The following is a 19,768-nucleotide window of genomic DNA, read 5'->3' on the forward strand; positions in this document are numbered from 1 at the left end:
TGTGCTTGTTGTTATTAGGGCAGTACTAATTTGAATGGCTTGACAGAAGTTGAAGCGTAGACGCCAGCAGCCACATAGGGGTCGCTGTCGGCCCAGGCCTGAGCCTCCTCAAACGAGGGAAATTCGGCAACCACTAGGCTGCCGCTAAAGCCAGCTTCACCGGGTTCTTCGCTATCAACGGCGGGGTGTGGGCCTGCAACCAGCAGGCGCCCCTCGTCTTTAAGACGGTTGAGTCGGGCTAAATGGTCTGGACGCGCTTTTTTGCGCAAAGGGAGACTATCGCTAACATCTTCACTGATGATTGCGTACCACATTGTGAATTTTGCTCTTGTTAGTTGATCAGGAAATTTTGTTATTGGGCAACCATGACTTCTTCCAGCTTCAACCCGGTAAGCTTGCCGATACGGGAAAAGAGGAAAAAGAGAACCAGCATTAAAATAATGGTGGCCGGCAGGGCGATCACCGGATAGCTGAGTGCGGTCATTTTACCCAGCTCCTCATTGAAGGCTTCCGTACCCGGAGGGCTCTGTAAAATAACTTTCGCCAGTACGTAGTTGAGTACTGAGGAGAGGAAAAAAGAGGCGGCGATCATCCAGGACGCCTGTTGTAAGGTGCGCTCAAAGGCACCCTGGTTGCCTTTGTTGGCGAGACTTTGGGCGATCTTGGCGGTATCCAGTATCTGGTCGTTGTACAAAAGTGTCTTTACCAGTGGCCAGCGGGTGTAGAGGGAGGCAACGGTGGCGATACCCAGCAGTCCTGGAATGGCGGCTTCTTTAATGGCGATATACTGCGGATCCAACTCCAGCAGGCTGATACCACCGGTGAGCAGGATGCTGATAGTTCCTAGGGCGGAGAAGAAGTTGACCTTGCCAGAGCGAATGAGGTCGCGCAGTCCGTAGCCGAGAGGGAAAGCCAGTGCGACCACTAGGGCCCATTTGGTGCCAAGCCAGTCGTCCCCGGAGAGTTTGGTCAGGACCAAGGTGGGGATAACGATGTTGAGAAGCAGGTTGCCGAGCAGGCCCTCTTTCTTCTTGGGCTTCTGTTGGGCTACTGGGGTGGTCGAATTCGTTTCGGTCATACTCAATTCCGGTGATAATGCCCGCGGGAAGCTGGTTGAGAGGTCATATTGCTATGGCCCTCAAGGAAAATCGCTTCCCCACTGACAATACTGCTGTCAGACTCCGGTTCCTCGTGGCCGCCAAGGGAGACCTATGGTCCGGGCCCTATCCTTGAAAACACCGGTTGCGAGTAGGACAGCGCCACCGGATGATTGTTCCAAATAATAGATACTGCGACTTTTAACCCTAGAGAGAGTGAGAGCCTGCTGTTGAGTTTCCCGCCAGAAGATCTGAATACAGACCTTGTAGACCTTCACTGCCACAGTACCGCTTCCGACGGTATTTTAAGTCCTGCTGAGCTGGTGTCGAGGGCGAAATCTCAAGGTGTGACACTGATGGCACTCACTGACCACGATACGGTGGATGGTGTAGCTGAGGCACAGGCGGTTGGTGACCAATTAGGCATCACCGTGATGACGGGGATCGAATTCTCCAGCCTTTGGGGGCGGCGCTCCGTCCATGTAGTTGGATTGAATGTTGACCCGGCAGCCGAGTGCTTGCGGCAGGCAATTGCCCTGCGCGAGCGATTGCGCCAAGAGCGCGCCGAGCGGATTGCCGAACGTCTAGAGAAGCGCGGTTTTCAGGGCGCTTTGCAGGGGGGGCGTGCGATTGCCGGTGATTCCGTACTGGGGCGGCCGCACTTCGCCCGTTGGCTGGTGCAAGCCGGGCACGTTGAGGACACAGCGCGGGCATTCAAACGTTATCTGGGCGCCGGCAAGATCGGCGATGTGCGCGTGGAGTGGCCACAATTGCAAGAGACTGTAGAAACTATACAGTCTGCTGGTGGCGCGGCAGTGTTGGCACACCCTCTCAAGTACAGTCTCACTCGAGCCCAATTACTGCGTCTGCTGACAGAGTTCTACCGCAGTGGCGGGAATGCTATAGAGCTGCTCTGTGGCCGGCAGAACCCCACGCAGACCAGAGAACTGCGCACCCTCATGGCGTTGGCCGTTGGCGATTCCTGCAAAGCTCCATTGTTGAGCTCTTTGGGGAGTGATTTCCACCAGCCGGAGCAGCCCTGGAGGGAACTGGGCTGTGTGCGTTTACCCGAAGACGTCGAGCCGGTGTGGAATCTGTGGCACACTCTGCACCGGGATCGACCCGGGGAAGCAGTATCTGCCTGACGGTGTGAATTTTCACATCACACCAGAGGGGGAGTCGGCATTGGTCGAACCCTAATCCCCGGCGGGTATCAGAGCCCGCCGCAAGAGGTTTCAATTGATTAAAGCTTGGGGGCTTTGTGGCGCAGTTCTTTCAAATTCATCCGGACAATCCTCAAGGGCGGCTGATCAGTCAGGCCGCAGATATAGTGACTAGTGGGGGGGTGATTGTTTATCCCACTGATTCTGCCTACGCGATAGGCTGCCGATTAGGGGAGAAGCTAGCGGTTGAGCGGATTCGCGCCCTGCGTCAGCTGGATAAAAATCACAACTTTACCCTGATGTGTCGCGATCTTTCCGAGTTAGCCACTTACGCCAAGGTGGATAACCAGATGTTCCGCCTGCTAAAGAACCACACCCCGGGCTCCTATACCTTTATTATGCCGGCCACCGCAGAGGTGCCTCGCCGTCTAATCCACCCCAAGCGCAAAACCATTGGCATTCGCGTGCCCGACAACCCCATTGCTTTGGAGTTGATTGAGGCGGTGGGTGAGCCGTTGATGAGCTGCAGCCTGATTATGCCTGGCGATACGCAGCCGCTGACCGACCCCTATGATATTCGCGACACTCTCGAGCACCAGGTGGAGCTGGTGATTGATGGTGGCTTTTGTGGAATGGAAGCGACTACGGTAATTGACCTGACAGGCGATGAGCCCGAGCTAATTCGCCAGGGCTGTGGCGCCACAGATGAAATACTGGGCTGATTAGCGCCTCACTGGTGTATAATCGGCCGTTTGCGATTTTGAGGGTGGGGCAGGGTGTCCAGTGAAGAACTAATAGCCGAGGTGGAGGAACAGGTACTCGCCGATGTTGCAGCTACCGAATCTGCCGCCCCTGCTGATTCGCCCACGGAAAACCCGCTCTCCGAGGAGAGCGAAGAGGGCGACGGCCCTCTCGCACTCGTGTTGGGGGAGGCATTTACCGACCTGCCCCCAGATCTCTTTATTCCACCAGATGCTCTGGAAGTTATCCTGGAAGCCTTCGAAGGCCCACTGGATCTGCTGCTTTACTTAATCCGCCGCCAGAACCTGGATATTTTGGAAATTAACGTCTCGGACATCACCCGCCAGTATATGGCTTATGTGGAGATGATGACGTCGATGCGTTTTGAGTTGGCGGCGGAATACTTGGTGATGGCGGCAATGCTCGCCGAGATTAAGTCGCGCATGCTGTTGCCGCGCCCGCCAGCAGCGGAAGAAGAAGAGGGTGAGGACCCTCGCGCTGCACTGATTCGCCGCCTGCAGGAATACGAGCGCTTCAAAACTGCCGCCGAGGATCTCGATGAAATACCGCGCATGGGCCGCGATATCCATCAGGCCAGTGCCGAAGGACCGGACCGTAATATTACCCGGCCCGACCCAGAGGTGGATCTCAAGGAGGTATTGGTTGCGCTGGCGGATGTGTTGCGCCGCGCCGATATGTTTGAGAGCCACCAAGTGGAACGCGAAAAGCTCTCTACCCGCGAGCGTATGACTCAGGTGCTGGATCAGATCCGCCACGGCCAGTTTGTGCCATTCGTGAGTCTGTTCACTGCGGAAGAGGGGCGCCTTGGCGTGGTGGTGACTTTCCTGGCGGTGATGGAGCTGGTCAAGGAATCCCTGGTCGAGCTGGTGCAAAATGAAGCTTTTGGGCCCATTCATGTGCGCGCAGCTAGTCAGGGTAATGAAGCCGGTGATGATGAACTTGACGAAAGTACAGATGACTCCTATGCAGAAGAGCCGGGGGAAGCACCCCAGTTTTCCGGCGCGGAGACTGCCTTGAGTCACGACTTGAGTGATCAGGAGTCACATTCTGAGGGGCAGGTGGAGCCCAGAGAAGAAGAGTTGGAACAATAAGATGACAATCGCTCCGGAATTACTGCGCAGAATCCTGGAGGGTGCCTTGTTAGCTTCGGCTCAGCCCCTCAGTGAGGAAAAATTGTTGTCCTTGTTGGACGAGGAGGAGCGCCCCTCCGCCACAACCCTACGGGATGTGCTCGGTGAGATTGCCGAGAGTTGTGCCGGACGCGGTTTTGAGCTGAAAAAAGTTGCCAGTGGTTGGCGATTCCAGGTGCCGGAAGATCTGGCCCCCTGGGTGAACCGTCTATGGGAGGAAAAAGCGCAAAGGTATTCCCGCGCAACTCTGGAAACACTGGCGATTATTGCTTACCGTCAGCCGGTCACCCGTGGGGATATTGAGGAGATCCGCGGGGTTGCGGTCAGCTCCCAGATAGTGAGAACCCTGTTGGATAGAGGTTGGATCAAGGTAGTTGGTCACCGAGATGTGGCCGGCAAGCCCTCCCTCTACGCGACCACCAGGGATTTCCTAGATTATTTCAATCTGTCCTCCCTGGATGACTTGCCCACTTTGGCTGAAATCCGTGATATCGAGAGCTTGAATAAGATTCTCGAATCAGAGGGGCTCCCCCCTGAGGAAATCGCGGCTGCACTCGCCGCTGAGGGAGAGGAACTTTCAGAGGGCGAGCAGGCGAGTGTGGAAACGGAAGAGGGGGCCGGCGCACTGGAAAGTGAGGAGCAGCAGGAATCTGAAGATGCGGAAACGGATACCGATGCTGAGGAGGATGCTCGGGTCGCTGCAGCGCTTGAGGAAATCGCTGCGGAGGCCAATATACAGCTAGAGAACGATGCCGAGCAGCCCGAGATAGAGACCGAAGCTGCCGAAAGTGATGATGTGGCAGTAGCTGAGTTATCCACAGAGGCGCAAGAAGAGATCAAGGATGCGGCGCCGGAAGATGAATGGGAGTTGGCGCAGACGCAGTCTGAAAGCCCAGAGGCTTCTGAGCCTTTGAGTGTTGGCGCCGAGGAGGAGTCAACTCCGGAAAAAGAACATGAAAGCGAAATTGAACAGGACGACGACGCTGGGGAGCCACAAGCCCCTATCGCGGCAACACTGCCCAAAAGCAGCCTGTTTGGTGATATCGACACTGAGGCTGCAACCGATCAAGAGGAGCCGGGAAGTAGCGATGTCGATGAAGATTCCCAAGAAGTAGTGCAAGCGGAAAACACCACCCCATGAGTGATGGCACCTCGCCAGCAGGCGAAAAATTGCAAAAAGTATTAGCGCGCAGCGGCCTGGGGTCGCGGCGTGAGATGGAGCGCGCGATCGATGCGGGTCGCGTGACCGTTAACGGAAAAGTAGCGGAACTCGGCGAACGGGTGACCGGTGCGGATCATATTGAATTTGATGGCCAGGGCTTGCCCTCCAGCGGGGAAAACCGCTGCCGGGTAATCCTATACAACAAACCTGTCGGCGAAATCTGCTCGCGCCACGATCCGGAAGGGCGCCCCACGGTTTACGATCGCCTGCCCCGGCTGAAAACCGGCCGCTGGATATCCGTTGGCCGCCTGGATTTCAACACCAGTGGTCTGCTGCTGTTTACCAATAGTGGCGAGCTGGCCAACAAGTTGATGCACCCGTCATCGGTGATCGATCGCGAATACCTTGTGCGCATCCAGGGAGATGTGGATGAGGAGATGAAGCGACGCCTGCTTAAAGGGGTGCTATTGGATGACGGCTCCGCGCGCTTTACCGATATTGTCGAAAGCGGCGGCGAGGGTAGAAACCGCTGGTTTTACTGCGTGGTGATGGAGGGACGCAATCGCGAGGTGCGCCGTTTGTGGGAGTCCCAGGGGGTGCGCGTGAGCCGCCTGAAGCGGGTGCGCTATGGCAGTGTATTTATTCCATCCCACGTGCGCGTGGGCCAGTGGATTGAGATGGAGCCCAGGGAAATTGACGACCTGTGTATCACCGCCGGTCTGCCCAAGCTGGGCCAGCGACCGCTAACCCAGGGGGAAAAACAGAACCTGGAACGCCAGAGGCGCAAACTGCGTAAGTCACCGGTACCGGCGCAGCGTCGTAATAAGTCCTGATACGGTTACTTTTTTTTACGAAAAAGCCCGCATTCTGCGGGCTTTTTCGTGCTTGGGTGCTAGCTTTAGCCTACGGCTGGTTCTCCTTTTGCTCTTCATTTTCAGGAGTTTCTCCAGCCTCTTCTTGCTGTTGATTCTGCATCTCAGACTGTACACCCTGCGGGCCACCACCCATGGCGTCGTCGACATCGGAGGGAATATCGGACACCGAATTACTGGTGTCATTAGTCTCCTCCTTATTGGCTCCCTCGGTTTTGGTACTGGACTCCATCAGTTGCTTGAGCTTTGCCAGTCCTTGTTCGTAGGACTCCCCCACCATTTTTTTGATGGCCAGCCCCATCCAGCGCTCCCTTGGGCCGCCACCGGTGTCGGTGTTAAAACTCCAGACGACCTGGGTGCCGCCATTCTGGGGCATTAACCTGAATTCCGCGGAGGCTTCACTGCCGTCACCAAAATTAAGCTTGTTGAGTACTGTTGAGTCTGGCGTGCTGGCGATGATGGTCTGGGTCCCGCTGCCCTCATTGGAGTTTTCGCCATGCCAGCTCATGGTTGCCCCTACCCCCTTTTCAGGACCACTGTATTTATATTCCATAGCGGGATCTATATGCCGCCAGGGGGACCAGCTGTTGAATTTTCGATAGTCGTTGACGTAGGGGAATATGGTTTGGGGTGGTTTGTCGATGTAGATACTGCGCTCCAAGGAGACTTCACGGGGAAACAGATAACCGGCTAGGAGCAGTAGTATCAGAAATACGAAGATATAGAGTATCCAGCGCATAGCGGGGCCCTTTGCTATTTTCGGGATCGCTGACCCCGATTGCCGGCGAATAGCCGGCACTAGTCAAGGTTATAGCAGTTCCTCTGCGGTTTAATCGTCGCTGAGATGGATAAGTGGCAGCTTGATCTCGACACAGAGGCCGGCACCGGGGTGATTGCGCGCGGTAATGCTGCCACCGTGGTGCAATATCGTGCGCTGGGCGATAGCCAGTCCCAGGCCAAAACCACCACTCTCGCGAGTGCGGGCGCTGTCCGTGCGGTAGAAGGGGCGGAATATGGCTTCTAGGTCGGATTCTTCCACACCGGAGCCAGAGTCGATTACAGAGATACTGCAGCTGTCTGTGGACTCCTGCACCAGTACCCGCACCAGTCCGTGGCTGGGGCTGTATTTGATCGCATTGCGCAAGATATTCTCCAGAGCTGCGGTCAGGGAGCTGCCGCGAGTAGCGACTAGCAGTTCTTCGCCACTGGCGCTCATATCAAAGCCGAGATGTTTATCCGTCGCTTCGATCTGCAGGTCGTCGATCAGGGCTGAGAGCAAACTGTTGAGCTCTACTACATCATCCAGTGGGCGCTGCTCCTGGTTGCTGACCGGCAAGGAGAGAACGTCGGCGATAATATCTTCGAGATAGTCTGCCGCTTTGCCGATTTTATCCAGTTCAGTATCGAGCCCTACAACTTGCTTCTGGCGGGCGATGGCAAGGGCTACCTGCAGTCGTGCCAGGGGCGAGCGCAATTCGTGGGACACATCTTTAATCAGGCGGCGCTGTTCGGACATGGACTCCTGAAGCTGGGCGGTCATGGAGTCAAAGTCCAGTGCCAAGTCGGTCAATTCATCGTTGCGGGTGCGCAGGCTGGGGGCGACCCGGTAATCCAATCCTCCGGCGGCGACACGCTTGGTGGCGGCGCGCAGCTGTTCTAAAGGTCGGCTCAGGTAGCTGGCCAACCAGTAACAGGCGACGCCTGAGGCAATCATAGAGAGCAGCAGCATGGGCCAGAAGTTGCGCCAAAGGAATCGCAGTAGCAGTCCCTCCTTGCTATCTCCGGCAACCAGGGCAATACGCAAAGGGTCTCCTGTGCGCAGTGGCAGGAAGAAGCCAACGGTAGGTTTGTTATCCACCAGCATATGGGCCTCGCGATTGCGGTAGTCGAGGCTGTTGATCAGCGGTGCCATGTTCTGTGGCAACGGTCGCCCCAGCAGGTCGTTGCCTTCGTTATCTATTGCGTAAACCCGCCGCTTAACCTTCTTCGGCGCGCGTTCCAGCCAGTGCTGAAATTGCTCGGGCCCGTGGCGGCGAGCGATACGCATATTGCGCATGACCTCTCGAAACAGTGCGGGCCCCTCCCAGCGCTCTTCCTGGCGGGGGTCACCAAACTCGCCAAAATGGGTAATGTAAATGGCGGCAACCACCATCACCATGGCGGTGATCCATGCGCCAAAAAACATTTTCCAGAAGAGGCTGCGCATTTTGATACTACCTACTGCTTGGCCTGGGTGAGCATATAACCGGCGCCGCGTATATTGATAATCAGATCGCGGCTGGCGCCTTTGTCCGCGAGCTTCTTGCGAATGTTGCTGACATGTACATCAATGGAGCGGTCGTAGGGCATCAGTTTACGCCCCAGGGCATTCTCGGTGAGTACCTCTTTGCCCACTACATCCCCAGCACTTTGCACTAACACCTTGAGCACAGAAAATTCGGCCCCTGTCAGGGATAGGGCTTGGTCACTCCAATAGGCCTGATGCTCGGTTGGTAGCAGGCGCAACGGGCCGCTGCTAAGGCTGTCGTCGTTATTTTCTACCTCAACCCGACCGCGACGCAAGATTGCGCGCAGGCGCGCTGCCAACTCGCGGGGATTACAGGGTTTGGGTAAGTAGTCGTCGGCACCCATTTCCAGGCCCACGATTCGGTCTACGGTGTCCCCTTTGGCGGTCAGCATAATAACCGGCAGGGAGCGGCTGGTGGGAGAGGCCTCCTCGCGCAGCTTGCGCAGTACATCAAAGCCATTGTGCACCGGTAGCATCACATCTAACACCAGGGCATCAAAGTGCTGGCTCTGGGCCAATTCCAATCCACGGCCACCGTCGTTGGCGGCAGTTACATCAAAGCCCTCTCCGGTGAGGTACTCCCTCAACAGATCGGTTAATTCTGTGTCGTCGTCGATTAGAAGGATGCGGCTCATGATGTTCTCTCAATTGCTGTGGGGCCATTATATGCAAAGCGTTGGCGCTAGTTATCACAGCCCTGCAGGCTTTTTACCGTTCTTAACAAATGTTTACCGGGGTTTGCCCCTGTTTACACAGGCCCGACTTACTATGAAATCACTGAATACAAATGTGAGGACGGAGTGATGAAAAACTGGAAACTGGTGCTGAGTAGCCTGGCCCTGGCCGGAGTAATGGCTGCCCCTGTAGCTACTATGGCGTTTGGCGCAGAGGAAGGCCATCACAAGCGCGGATATGAGTATATGGCGCGCAAGCTGGAACTGACTGAGGGCCAGAAAGCGCAGTTGAAGGCTAACAGAGACAGCAATAGCGAAAACAGGAATGCCCAGCGCCAGCAGTTACAAGAGCTGCGCAAGCAAATCCATACCGCCCTGGAGAGCGGTGCAGACCAGGCCACCCTAGATCAGCTCGGGGCCGAATTGGGTAAGTTGCAGGTGCAAAAAATGCAGAACCACTTCCAACTGCGCCAACAGTTCGAAGCGATCCTCACGGATGAGCAGAAAGCTAAATTTGAAAAGTTGAAAGAGCAGCGCAAAGAGCGCCGTGTAAAGTGGCGTGAGGAGCGCCTTGAGCGCCTTGAGCGCCGCACCACAGAAAGCTGATCTTCCCCAAATCGCAGACTCCTTGTGCGATCCGCCGGGCGCACCCTTCCCCAGAGGCCCGGTCGGTTCATAACCCTTTGCCCCCACAATTATGGGGGCTTTTTTGTGTCGAGGTACAGCCTTGGCCAGCTTGCCGTGCCCCGCCTTTGCTGGGAGAATACGCCGCCCCGCCAATAGGTATCTAGTGTGGCCCGGATTGGGCGAAGAGGAATGACTGTGAGCAAAATCGGCTTGTTTTATGGCAGTGACGAAGGCAATACCGAATCTGTAGCCCTGCGCATCCGCGCCCGCATGGGTGAGGAGCGGGTGGACCTGTTTGATATAGCCGATGTCACACAGTTGGACATTGCCAACTACGAGCAGCTGATTTTTGGTATTCCCACATGGGATTTCGGCCAGATCCAATCCGACTGGGAGGAGTTCTGGGAGGATGTGCAGGAAATCGACTTCAGCGGCAAGACGGTGGCCCTGTTTGGCCTGGGCGATCAGTTCGGTTACGGCGATTACTTCCTGGATGCGATGGGCATGCTACATGATGTGATTGTCGGTCGAGGGGCGGCCATTGTTGGTTTGTGGTCGACCGAAGGCTATGAGTTTGAGGCCTCTAAAGCGGAGATCGAGGGCAAGGGCAAATTTATGGGCCTCGCTATTGATGAAGACCAGCAGGAAGAAATGACTGCCGAGCGTCTCAACCTCTGGTGCAAACAAATCGCTGATGAGTTTACTCTCGCTGGCGGTGCCGCCAGTGTCGTCGAGCTGGATGACTAAATCTTCATGCCACAGACGATCCCCTTTAATGAGTTCTGGCCCTGGTTGGCCGAGCATCCCAACTGCATTCTCCGAGCTGGTACTCCAGAGAGCGTCGTTTACGATGATGATGACTACTACTGGCGCTTTGCAGAGGAGGATACCCGCACACTGCTTGTACAAGTGATGCGCGGCAAACGCCCGGTAGCGGAATTTTTTATCGAGCCCTCACATATTGCTTCTGTGCAAGTGGGTCCAGGGGAAAGAGGCGAGTTTAACTTCGATCTGATGACAGAAATCCATGGGCAGATGCAGGTGATTTATTATTTTGTACTGTCACATGGCTTAGACGAGCCAGTGAGTTCAGTCGAGGAAATCTCGGAAACTTCAGGGCAGCTTCATTAAAAGATCGTTTCTTTGTGAAAGCACCAGTTGATAGCTCAACTGGTGCTGGAAAGTCTGGGGTGGTATTAGCTTATTACTGGTTTACAACTGGCTGTTTTTCTACTGACCCAACACCGATATGCTTATCAAGAAAAGCTAGCAGTTCTGTATAAAGTCTCATATTGTTTTCCTCGCTGTAAAACCCGTGCCCTTCATTGGCGACAATAAGGCTTTTTGCAGGCTTCCCTTCTTTTTCAAGTTTTTCTAATAGCTCCTCGGCATGTTCAACGGGCACTCGCTCATCTTTCTCACCGTGAATAATAAACAAGGGAATATTGAGCTTGTCGGTATTGTGGATTGGGGAATTTTCCCTAAGGAAGTTCTTATCTTTGCTCAGCTCCCTTTTAAGGTAGGCTAACCCCCTATCGCGACGCTTGATGTCCCCCTTCTTATACATCATCTCCAGATCATAAACACCTACATAGCCGGCGGCACACTTATACAAGTCTGGGTATCTGATCGGATTCATTGGGGCGGAGTAACCCCCAAAGCTGGCACCGTAAATGCAAACTCTCTCTGGGTCTGCATAGCCTTTTTCTACTGCCCAGTGAACGGCGTCGGCTATGTCCTTTTGAATTTTGCCTCCCCACTCTTGCTCTCCGGCAGTGTAAAAATGGTCTCCATAGCCTGTGGAACCACGGAAATTAACCTGGAGAAACAGGTAGCCATTTTGGGAAAGTATTTGTGCTTCTTGTTCGTATCCCCAATAGTCACGGGCATGGGGCCCACCATGCGGTACCACTACCATAGGCAGATTTTTAGTTTGTCCTTTGGGAAACGTCAGATAGGTGCCTATTCTCATGTTATCTGTGGTGACGAATGACTCAGCTCGCATTGAGTTTAGAGTTTCAGGGGCAAGCCATTCTGATGATCACAATAGAAAATCTACTTTCTTAGTCTTCAAGTTTGCTAAGAAATAATCCCCTGGAAGTCGGTCTCCATAAACTTTTAATATTCCTAAAGAGCCATCACTGGTGAAGCTTGTAAAGTTGATTCTGTAGCCCTCAAAAGCCTTTTTTAAACCACGGAAATAAGCTGCAAACCCATTGCCCTCATCAAAAAAGTACTCTTCAGGGTAGTCGGGGTGCAGGTAAACCCCGATGGGTTTATCACTTTTGGGGTGGTAAATTACTGCGCTAATGTCGGAAATATCGTGGGAGAATATTTGAGTTAATTTGTTTGTTTTAGTGTTAAATTTAACTAGTTGCTCCGTATCGTTAGGGCGGTCTATTTCAAAATAGAAATCCCCTGTTTCTAGATTGCCTCCCCTTGGCCAGCTACGATTTAAAATAGAGTTCTCTAGTTTTTCCCATCCTATTTTAGATTTCTTGTAAAGTTCGCGTTCACCATTTCTGTTGCTGCCGGTAGCGAAGGTTAAATTCCCGTTTCTGTCAGTGTGGGCGCGTCCTACCTGCGGAAGTCCTGTTATTCTTTTTTGTACGCCATTATAAATGTTTACTTCGAGGATTTCTCCTATTGTTTCCCAGTCCTTAGCCCAGGGGGAGGTGGAGATCAATATTTTATTTTTTTCTTTAGGGAGGGTGTCAATGATTGTTGGGTGGGCATATGTGGATTCGGCCTTTTTTAAGCGAGATCCGACTTGGCGCTCTCCCGCCAAGTGTCCGAATATGTTTTTGCCTCTAGTGCCATCATAGTTAATGGCAAATAGTGAGCCATAAAATATTGGTGTCTCTAATGCCGCTTCCCTTGATACGACTTCAGTAACAATCCGTTCATTGTTAGCCCAGTAGAAATCGCCGACTTCTTCCTTGCTTCTAAAGCGCAGATGGCCAGTGATCTTCAGAGGGTTGATAGACATAAAAACCAGTATTCTCTCTCCCTCATATAATTTTTTAATGGCTAAATGGGTACCAGTTGGAGAAATTTTTACTTCTTGTATATCTGTATGCCGTACCAAGTCGGATAAGCTAACTTGCCCAGAAAGTGCGAGAGAGGGCCACAGGAAAAAAAGAAATAACAGCTTGCGCATCACTAGAATCCTTGTCATTGATTTTTCTATTATGAATGACAAGGGAAATGAATAAAATAGTGTGGACGCCTAGTGAAGGCGCCCATTAATTAAAAAGTCAGTAAAGATAAATTATTTACTTACTAAGTCTTCAGCCTCTCTATCCGACTTATGCTGATCAAACCAGTACAAAATAGAAGCCACTTTCGCAATCATCTGGCTGGGTCTTGCGGCAATACTATGAGAGGCGCCTGGAATTCGTACCATTGCAGCTTCCACATCGTTCAACTTCAGTGCCTGGTAAAACTGCTCTGTTTCGGACATCGGTGTGCGGTAGTCCTCCTCTCCGGTAAGCAGCATGGTTGGCGTAGTGACATTGCCCACATAAGTCAGCGGTGAGCGGCGACGATATTCCTCCGGCTTTTCCCAGGGCATGCCTGAGAACCAGTATTTGGTAAAGAACCTGGAGTAATCTGCAGTTAAAACGAAGCTCTCCCAGTTGATTACCGGTTTGGCAACTACTGCTGCGCGGAATCGGTCAGTTTTGCCTATAATCCAGGCCGTTAGGGTGCCGCCGCCGCTGCCGCCGGTAACGAATAATTGCCCCTCATCGATATAACCTTGGTCGATTACTGCATCGACGCCGGCTATTAAATCGTCGTAATCCTGGCTCGGGTAATTGTGATGAATCAGGTTGGCAAATTCATGCCCGTAGCTGGTGGAGCCCCGTGGGTTTGTGTAGAGAACTACATAGCCGGCGGCGGCAAAAAGTTGCACCTCGGCGGCAAACCGGGGGCCATAGTTAGAGAAGGGCCCGCCGTGAATTTCCAACAGCAGGGGATATTTTTTCTTCGGGTCGAAATTGGGCGGGTAGGCGACCCAGCCCTGTATATCACGGCCATCAAAACTGGACTTGTAATTGATCTCCTCCACGCGGGCCATATTGCGCAGCGGCATTACATCGTTATTGAGGCTGGTCAGCGATTTTACTTTGCCATTGTTGGCCAAAGCCAGCTCTGCCGGATGTTGCGGATTAGTTTGCGTGTAAGCAATAGCTCCGCGTTTGGATGTGGCAAAGTGAGTGCCCGAGTAGGGCCGCCCCAGCGATAGACCGCCAGCATCACTGGCGACTACAGTGTCACTGCCACCAATTTTTTTAATGGCAATTTTTGTGGAGCCCTGATCGTCGTAGCTGTAAGCGATACGTTTACTGTCGCCGAGCCAGTCGAAGCTGGAGATGCTGCGGTCTTTAGCGGTTTGGACTTTGCGGGACTTGCCGCTGTCGAGATCGATGATGCGCAGGCTGTGTTGTTGGTACCCGAGCCGTTGATCCTCAAATCCCAGGTAGGCAAGCTTTTTACCATCGGGGGAAATCTGCGGATGGTGATCGGGCCCGAATCTTTCGGTGATCTGCTCGATGTTGCCATCCTTGAGATTTACTCTATAAATTTCAGAGTTCATCAATTCGATCTCGTGATCGGGGTGACGATTTGCAGAAAAATAAATGGCGTCGTTGTTTTTGCTCCAGGCGAGACTACTGCTGTGATCGAACTCACCGCTGGTAAGCTGACGCGGGGTGCCGCCCTCACGGGGGATGACAAATACCTGGGTATGTCCCTGCTTGAGATAACCCATACCGTCCGCACGATAAATACTGCGGTCGATAAACTGGGGTGGTTTTGCCCACTCGGCGCCCTCGGGTGTGCCGGGTAGTTCAACCGGGAGCGGTCTACTTTCTGGCACAAACATGGTGAAGGCAATTTGTTTGCCGTCTCGTGACCACTGAATATTTGAAGGGGATTTTGGCAGGTGGGAGATCTGCAGATTTTGGCCGTTATCGAGCCACAATAAGTGTATCTGGGGGCTGCCACTGCGGGAACTGATAAAGGCGATTGTTTTACCGTCCGGGGATAGGCGCGGCGAATAATCAGAGTAATTTCCTGAGGTCAGTGGACGGTGGTCCTTGCCGTCGGCACTGATGCGCCACAGGTTTGCCCGCTTGTTGTCCGCCATTTTGTTCATGGAGTTGCGGACGTAGTAAATACTCTTTCCGTCGTTACTGAACTGAGGGTCGCTGGCATACTCGAGATTGAATACATCCTCATAGCTGAAGTTAGTGGGTTGCTCTTCAGCGAGGGCAGGGCTGGCGATTAATATCGCCGCGGCTATTTTCAATAGTCTGTTCATTATCTGCGGGCTCCTCCATTTTGTTATCGGAAGGAGCATACCGCAGAGGCAGTTGGTTAGCAGGCGAATAAGCCGATCCGTGTATTTAGTGGGATAGTCCGTGCAATTAATAAATAATTATTGTCTGGGGCAGTAAGCTCAGGTTAGAAGCTCCCTAAGTACTTCCCGATAGATTTCCTTAAGTATATCCAAATCGTCGGCTTTGACTCTCTCATCGACTTTGTGAATAGTGGCATTGACCGGCCCAAGTTCCACTACCTGCGCTCCTGTTGGAGCGATAAAGCGGCCATCGGAAGTGCCCCCGGCAGTCGATAATTCTGTTTCCTTTCCTGTGATTTTTTGAATCGCTTGCTCTACAGCGTGGACCAGTGGACCCTCGGCAGTGAGGAAGGGGTGCCCGGACAAATTAAAGTTCGCTTCATATTTTAAGTTGTACTTATCCAGGATTGCTCGGGCACGGGTCTTCAGTTCTTCGGCGGTGGATTCTGTAGAAAAGCGCCAGTTACAGAGCAGATCCACCTCACCGGGAATCACATTGGTTGCTCCTGTACCTCCGTTAATGTTGGAAACTTGGAAGCTGGTGGCTGGGAAAAATTGGTTGCCCTGATCCCACTCTTCTGCGGCCAATTCAGCGAGAGCTGGGGCCAAATTGTGAATTGGGTTTTCCGCCAGATGTGGATAGGCCACATGTCCCTGCACACCGAAGACTTTTAATTCAAGGCCCAGGGAGCCGCGTCTTCCATTCTTGATAATATCGCCGACGCGCTCGCTGCTGGAGGGCTCACCGACAATACAGCAGTCTATTTTTTCTCCCTGCTCCTCAAGCCACTCAACGACTTTGACTGTGCCGTTGATTGCCGGCCCCTCTTCGTCGCTGGTGATCAAAAAGGCGATGCGACCTCTGTGATCAGAGTGTTGGTGGATAAACTCCTCGCAGGCCACCACCATTGCTGCCAGTGAACCCTTCATATCGGCCGCGCCGCGACCATACAGAAAGCCATCGCGGATTTCGGGTTCGAAGGGTAGGCTGCTCCAGTTTTCCTCCGGCCCGCTCGGCACGACATCGGTGTGACCGGCAAAGGCAAGTAGAGGGCCTATGCTTTGCCCGTTGCGCACCGCCCAAAAATTATCGGTATCGCCACGGCGCAACTTTGTCACCTTGAACCCAATTTTTTCCAACCGCTCAATCATCTGATCCATACAGCCTGCGTCCTCGGGGGTTACGGAGCGACGGCGGATAAGGTCAAAGGCCAGTTGCAGTGTGGGGGTCACGGAATAATCCTTTTAGTTGATCAGGTGCGTTGTTATCGGAATTTATGCAGATGGAGAGCGGGCGGGGCCGGGGCCCCGCAGGGTCAGGTTTTAATTGCTGTGCAGAGCTGCATTCAACTCAATGGCACTCTTATTCGTTAAACATTCAACGGCGCCATTGGTGGAATTTCTGCGGAACAGCAGGTCGGATTTTCCGGCCAATTCGCGTGCTTTGATGTATTCGACCAGTTTGCCGCTGTCGTCCAGTAGGGCCACTTTGGTCCCAGCGGTGATATATAAACCCGCTTCCACGGTGCAGCGATCCCCCAGGGGGATGCCGATACCGGCGTTGGCACCCAGCAGGCAGTTGTCGCCCACGGAAATCACTATGTTTCCGCCGCCGGAGAGAGTACCCATGGTGGAGCTGCTGCCACCCAGATCGGAGCCAGCACCGACAAAAACGCCGGCCGAGATGCGGCCTTCGATCATGCCTGGTCCCTCGGTGCCCGCGTTAAAGTTGACGAAGCCCTCGTGCATGATCGTGGTGCCCTCACCGAGATAGGCGCCGAGACGCACACGCGCGGTGTGGGCGATACGCACGCCCGTGGGCACCACGTAGTTGGTCATCTTGGGAAATTTGTCGACACAGGCAACTTCCAAGTGCTCTCCGTTCAGGCGCGCTTCCAGTTGGCGCTGTGGCAGTTCTTCCAGGTCGATCGCGCCCTGATTGGTCCAGGCCACATTGACCAGTTTGCCGAAGATACCTTCGAGATTCGTTTCGTGGGGTTTCACCAGCCGGTGGGAAAGCAAATGTAATTTTAAATAGGCTTCAGGTACTGTCTGTGGCGCCTCGTCGCTGGAAAGTACGGCCACTACCAGAGGTCGGTGGCTGTTGGCGAACTGCTGTAGGATCTCCGCCTGTTCGCCCGCCCCGGCGCTGTGCAGTTTTTCAGTGAGGCTGTGCAGCAGGGTCGCGTCGAGAGGCAGGCTGTGGTTGCCGCTTTCGATATGTAGGGTCTCGGTTACCGCTTTGGCTATTTCTGCACTGGGTTTCAACAGCGGTTTTGGATAGAAGACTTCCAGCCAGTCGCCCTTGCTATTACAGGTACCAACGCCGAATCCAATGCTGTAGATATCGCTCATATTTTTCTCCTAGTTGGCTTGGCCGGTAAGTGCGGCGAACTCTTGCTCTTTAAAACCGAAGTGGGTAGTGCCGCCTGAGGTGGTCACTGGGCGCTTGATCAGGGTGGGGGTCTCGATGGCCAGGGTCAAAGCGCTGGTGTTGTCCATTGTGTTTTTCTGCGCTTCGCTCAGGGCGCGCCAACTGGTGGAGCGGCGATTCAGTACTTCCTGCCAGCCAAATTTATTCAGCCAGGCTTTTAGGGGCACATTGTCCATGCCGTCTTCACGGAAATCGTGAAATTGATAGTCGACCCCATTCTTTTCCAGCCATTTGCGGGCTTTTTTTACGGTGTCGCAGTTTTTAATGCCGTACAGAGTAATCACAGTTACGCCTTTTTGGTTTTCTTGGGGTTTTTGCGGTTGGGATAGCAGGTGGTGCAGATTTCGCAGACTGTGCCGTCGCAGCCGCGTGCCGAGCAGTACTCGCGGCCATAAAAAATAATCTGCAGGTGCAATTTATTCCACTTTTCTCTGGGGAATAGCCTTTTTAGATCTTTCTCGGTCTGGGTGACATTTTTACCGCTGGTGAGTCCCCAGCGCTGCGCCAGGCGGTGAATATGGGTGTCCACAGGGAAGGCCGGGTGGCCAAATGCCTGGGACATTACCACACTTGCGGTCTTGTGACCGACGCCGGGCAGGGTTTCCAGGGCGGCCATATTTTCCGGCACTTTACTGTGGTATTCGTTGACGAGAATTTGTGACAGCTTGCTGATGGCTTTGGATTTTTGCGGTGATAAACCGCAGGGGCGGATAACCGCTTGAATATCCTCCACGGGTACTAGAGCCATATCCTCCGGGTTGTCGGCCAACTGCCAGAGGGCGGGGGTGATCTGGTTTACGCGCTCATCGGTACACTGCGCCGAGAGTAGTACGGCGACCAACAAGGTGTAGGAGTCTTTGTGATCGAGCGGAATCGGGGTCTGCGGATAGAGTTCTTCCAGGCGCTGTAGAATAAAATCCACGCGCTCTTGCTTGAGTAAATTTTTTACTGCCATTCTCGTCTGTGCCTGGGGGGCTCCTGGGTTACGGTGTCTGTTGGATTAGTTCGCCTGTCAGGTTTGCCGGCAAAATTCCTTGATGCGCTCTGCAGCCTCTATGCATTCTTCCAATGTGGCCACCAGGGCCATGCGTACATACTCGCTGCCTGGATTTACTCCCTCGCTATTGCGGGCGAGGAAAGAGCCCGGCAAAACCGTGATATTTTGCTGGCGGTATAGCTCTCTGGCGAACTCCTCCCCGCTGCCGACTCGCGGCCACAGGTAAAAGCTGGCCTGCGGTTTTTGTACTTCTAAGCAGCCGTCGAGAATATCGAGCACCGCGTCGAACTTTTGTCGGTAGAGTGCGCGATTTTCGCGTACGTGCTCTTCATCCTGCCAGGCGTCAATAGAGGCGTATTGGTTGGGCAGCGGCATTGCGCAGCCGTGGTAGGTGCGATAGAGCAGGAATTTCTCCAGCAGCTGAGCGTCGCCGGCGACAAACCCGGAGCGCAGCCCGGCCAAATTGGAGCGCTTCGACAGGCTGTGAAAAACCACGCAGCGGTGATAGTTGCTGCGGCCCATTTGCTCGCAGGCTTGCAGCAGCCCGGCCGGCGGCGCGCTCTCGTCGAAATAGAGTTCCGAGTAGCACTCATCCGAGGCGATGGTGAAGTTGAAGCGGTCTGCAAGCTTGATGAGTGATTGCAAATCGTCGATCCCTAGCAGGGCTCCTGTGGGATTGCCCGGTGAGCACAGGTAGAGCAGTTCACACCGCTGCCACACCGATTCGGACACCGAGCCGAAGTCTGGTTTAAAACTATTGTCAGCGAGGCAGTTGATAAAGTGCGGCTCGGCGCCGGCGAGCAGGGCCGCCCCCTCGTAAATCTGGTAGAAGGGGTTGGGCATCAGTACTTTACTGCCCGGCGTGACCGTGGCCTGTGCGAAGGCGAATAACGCTTCGCGGGTGCCGTTTACTGGCAGCACCTGGGAATCGGCACTCACCTGTTTGAGTTGGAAACGGGCGCATAGCCAGTCGGCAATTGCCTGGCGCAGGGGTTCAAGGCCTATGGTGAGCGGGTAGGCGGAGATCTTATCCAGGTGCGCGACTAGCGCTCTCTGTACGAATTTGGGCGGCTCGTGTTTCGGTTCGCCGATGGAGAGGGCGATATGGGGTTTGTTCGCCGGCTGCAGGCCCGCTTTCAGTGCCTGTAACTTGGAAAAAGGGTAGGGCTGCAGCTTGTCCAGGTTTGGATTCATGGCG

Annotated in this window: 20 protein-coding genes and 1 pseudogene; 8 read left to right on the forward strand and 13 right to left on the reverse strand. The window is 53.9% G+C overall.

Annotated elements, in window-relative coordinates:
• Nucleotides 1-14: 14 nt before the first annotated feature.
• Nucleotides 15-314 carry a YciI family protein gene (locus ACJJIV_RS17125; RefSeq protein ID WP_444884164.1) on the reverse strand — a complete coding sequence of 100 codons (300 nt, stop codon included), beginning with the start codon at nt 312-314 and terminating at the stop codon, nt 15-17.
• 38 nt (nt 315-352) lie between these two features.
• Nucleotides 353-1,078 (reverse strand): VC0807 family protein, encoded by a 726-nt coding sequence (locus ACJJIV_RS17130; protein ID WP_252082700.1) that lies wholly within the window; start codon nt 1,076-1,078, stop codon nt 353-355.
• A gap of 192 nt (nt 1,079-1,270) precedes the next feature.
• Between ACJJIV_RS17130 and ACJJIV_RS17135 the strand changes: the two genes are divergently transcribed.
• The 5 genes and pseudogenes from ACJJIV_RS17135 (at nt 1,271) to rluB (ending at nt 6,147) form a co-directional block, all read left to right on the forward strand.
• On the forward strand, nt 1,271-2,242 hold the full coding sequence (locus ACJJIV_RS17135; RefSeq protein ID WP_444889725.1) for a PHP domain-containing protein: 972 nt from the start codon (nt 1,271-1,273) through the stop codon (nt 2,240-2,242).
• A 116-nt stretch (nt 2,243-2,358) separates the two neighbouring features.
• Nucleotides 2,359-2,982 (forward strand): L-threonylcarbamoyladenylate synthase, encoded by a 624-nt coding sequence (locus tag ACJJIV_RS17140; protein WP_252082697.1) that lies wholly within the window; start codon nt 2,359-2,361, stop codon nt 2,980-2,982.
• Nucleotides 2,983-3,054: 72 nt separating this feature from the next.
• Nucleotides 3,055-3,936 (forward strand): annotated as a pseudogene (locus ACJJIV_RS17145) (segregation and condensation protein A); the annotation flags it as partial.
• Nucleotides 3,937-4,114: 178 nt separating this feature from the next.
• Complete coding sequence (gene scpB / locus ACJJIV_RS17150) at nt 4,115-5,293, forward strand: SMC-Scp complex subunit ScpB (RefSeq protein ID WP_444889726.1); 1,179 nt, start codon at nt 4,115-4,117, stop codon at nt 5,291-5,293.
• A complete protein-coding gene (gene rluB / locus ACJJIV_RS17155; protein WP_252082694.1) occupies nt 5,290-6,147 on the forward strand; it encodes a 23S rRNA pseudouridine(2605) synthase RluB in 858 nt (285 codons plus the stop codon). Before scpB ends, rluB begins: the two co-directional genes overlap by 4 nt.
• 70 nt (nt 6,148-6,217) lie before the next feature.
• On the opposite strand, the gene ACJJIV_RS17160 is transcribed toward rluB, so the two are convergent.
• From ACJJIV_RS17160 to ACJJIV_RS17170, 3 genes are all read right to left on the reverse strand, one after another.
• A complete protein-coding gene (locus tag ACJJIV_RS17160) occupies nt 6,218-6,925 on the reverse strand; it encodes an SRPBCC family protein (protein WP_444889727.1) in 708 nt (235 codons plus the stop codon).
• Between the two features lie 90 nt (nt 6,926-7,015).
• Nucleotides 7,016-8,392 carry an ATP-binding protein gene (locus ACJJIV_RS17165; RefSeq protein WP_444889728.1) on the reverse strand — a complete coding sequence of 459 codons (1,377 nt, stop codon included), beginning with the start codon at nt 8,390-8,392 and terminating at the stop codon, nt 7,016-7,018.
• An 11-nt stretch (nt 8,393-8,403) separates the two neighbouring features.
• On the reverse strand, nt 8,404-9,108 hold the full coding sequence (locus ACJJIV_RS17170) for a response regulator (RefSeq protein ID WP_444884168.1): 705 nt from the start codon (nt 9,106-9,108) through the stop codon (nt 8,404-8,406).
• Between the two features lie 168 nt (nt 9,109-9,276).
• Here ACJJIV_RS17170 and ACJJIV_RS17175 point away from each other — a divergent pair, with 168 nt between their 5' ends.
• The 3 genes from ACJJIV_RS17175 (at nt 9,277) to ACJJIV_RS17185 (ending at nt 10,905) form a co-directional block, all read left to right on the forward strand.
• A complete protein-coding gene (locus ACJJIV_RS17175; RefSeq protein ID WP_444889729.1) occupies nt 9,277-9,753 on the forward strand; it encodes a Spy/CpxP family protein refolding chaperone in 477 nt (158 codons plus the stop codon).
• A gap of 216 nt (nt 9,754-9,969) precedes the next feature.
• Entirely contained in the window at nt 9,970-10,521 is a 552-nt protein-coding gene (locus ACJJIV_RS17180) for a flavodoxin (RefSeq protein WP_444891722.1), read from the forward strand.
• Nucleotides 10,522-10,527: 6 nt separating this feature from the next.
• Complete coding sequence (locus ACJJIV_RS17185; RefSeq protein WP_444889730.1) at nt 10,528-10,905, forward strand: hypothetical protein; 378 nt, start codon at nt 10,528-10,530, stop codon at nt 10,903-10,905.
• A 73-nt stretch (nt 10,906-10,978) separates the two neighbouring features.
• Here ACJJIV_RS17185 and ACJJIV_RS17190 read toward each other — a convergent pair whose 3' ends face one another.
• The 8 genes from ACJJIV_RS17190 to dapC all read right to left on the reverse strand — a co-directional run bounded on the left by ACJJIV_RS17190 (nt 10,979) and on the right by dapC (nt 19,764).
• On the reverse strand, nt 10,979-11,746 hold the full coding sequence (locus ACJJIV_RS17190) for an alpha/beta hydrolase family protein (protein WP_444889731.1): 768 nt from the start codon (nt 11,744-11,746) through the stop codon (nt 10,979-10,981).
• A gap of 69 nt (nt 11,747-11,815) precedes the next feature.
• Nucleotides 11,816-12,934, reverse strand: a complete 1,119-nt coding sequence (locus ACJJIV_RS17195) for a hypothetical protein (protein WP_444889732.1) — start codon at nt 12,932-12,934, stop codon at nt 11,816-11,818.
• 111 nt (nt 12,935-13,045) lie between these two features.
• A complete protein-coding gene (locus ACJJIV_RS17200; RefSeq protein ID WP_444889733.1) occupies nt 13,046-15,100 on the reverse strand; it encodes an alpha/beta hydrolase family protein in 2,055 nt (684 codons plus the stop codon).
• Between the two features lie 138 nt (nt 15,101-15,238).
• Complete coding sequence (dapE, locus tag ACJJIV_RS17205) at nt 15,239-16,372, reverse strand: succinyl-diaminopimelate desuccinylase (RefSeq protein ID WP_444889734.1); 1,134 nt, start codon at nt 16,370-16,372, stop codon at nt 15,239-15,241.
• 90 nt (nt 16,373-16,462) lie between these two features.
• Nucleotides 16,463-17,494 (reverse strand): 2,3,4,5-tetrahydropyridine-2,6-dicarboxylate N-succinyltransferase, encoded by a 1,032-nt coding sequence (gene dapD, locus ACJJIV_RS17210; RefSeq protein WP_444886832.1) that lies wholly within the window; start codon nt 17,492-17,494, stop codon nt 16,463-16,465.
• Between the two features lie 9 nt (nt 17,495-17,503).
• Nucleotides 17,504-17,857 (reverse strand): ArsC family reductase, encoded by a 354-nt coding sequence (locus ACJJIV_RS17215; RefSeq protein ID WP_444886831.1) that lies wholly within the window; start codon nt 17,855-17,857, stop codon nt 17,504-17,506.
• Between the two features lie 2 nt (nt 17,858-17,859).
• A complete protein-coding gene (gene nth, locus ACJJIV_RS17220; protein ID WP_252082677.1) occupies nt 17,860-18,528 on the reverse strand; it encodes an endonuclease III in 669 nt (222 codons plus the stop codon).
• A 57-nt stretch (nt 18,529-18,585) separates the two neighbouring features.
• Nucleotides 18,586-19,764: a succinyldiaminopimelate transaminase gene (dapC, locus tag ACJJIV_RS17225; RefSeq protein ID WP_444889735.1), complete on the reverse strand. Its 1,179-nt coding sequence runs from the start codon at nt 19,762-19,764 to the stop codon at nt 18,586-18,588.
• Between the last annotated feature and the right edge of the window lie 4 nt (nt 19,765-19,768).

The sequence above is a fragment of the Microbulbifer mixtoriginis (SeqCode) genome, from assembly GCF_052466765.1.